Annotated in this window: 1 protein-coding gene; it reads left to right on the top strand. The window is 56.7% G+C overall.

The features are described from left to right. Nucleotides 1–408: 408 nt before the first annotated feature. Nucleotides 409–688, top strand: a 280-nt coding sequence (locus EOA86_RS37195; protein WP_128345869.1) for an SDR family NAD(P)-dependent oxidoreductase, incomplete at its 3' end; no start/stop codon positions are given.

The following is a 688-nucleotide window of genomic DNA, read 5'->3' as shown; positions in this document are numbered from 1 at the left end:
GAGAAAACGTTGCGACGTATCGACGACGATCGTTCCAGCCGGCTCGTTTCCGTCGTACCGCACATGCTGCCGTCGGTAACGAGGACTGAGGCCACTTCTTGGTCCGAACGCGGATGAAATCGGCTCCGTCACCTGTCGTAATGTCGACGTACATCCGGAGACCATCAGAGCCAGACTACCCAGCACGAGCCCGCGGCGCGCAATGTGGTGTTCTTCCATTTTTACCTGCTAGGAAACCTGGTCAATCTACCCCACCCTTGTCTCTACCATTCCAGGGCCTGCGGGCCAAGTCTCGCTGTGTGGTGGCGAAATGAATTCACAGGATTGACAAGCGAATTGGAGCGAAACTTCTTGCGATAACCGTCTGCCTCTGTTCGGGTATGTCACAATGGGCATAGGACAGAGACGATGAAGCCTGACTTCCATGGGAAAGTCGCGATTGTGACCGGCGCAGGCTCCGGAATAGGAGCGGCTGTTTCACGGCAACTCGCGCAAGAAGGAGCCGAGGTTGTTGTCGCCGATCTTGATGTCGAGGCCGCGCACTGCATGGCCGCCGAAATAAACGCGCAAGGAGGCAGGGCCTACGACTTTGCGGTCGATGTCACGGATGCGGCAGCCGTCGAAAAGCTGATCGAGTTCACTGTCCAGAAATGCGGCGGACTGGATATGGCGGTAAACAATGCAGGTA

The sequence above is a fragment of the Mesorhizobium sp. M5C.F.Ca.IN.020.32.2.1 genome, assembly GCF_004023105.1.
GTDB classification, from domain to species: Bacteria; Pseudomonadota; Alphaproteobacteria; order Rhizobiales; family Rhizobiaceae; genus Mesorhizobium; species Mesorhizobium wenxiniae.
The sequence above is the reverse complement of the archived record's forward strand: the minus strand, read 5'-3'. Positions and strand labels throughout refer to the sequence as shown.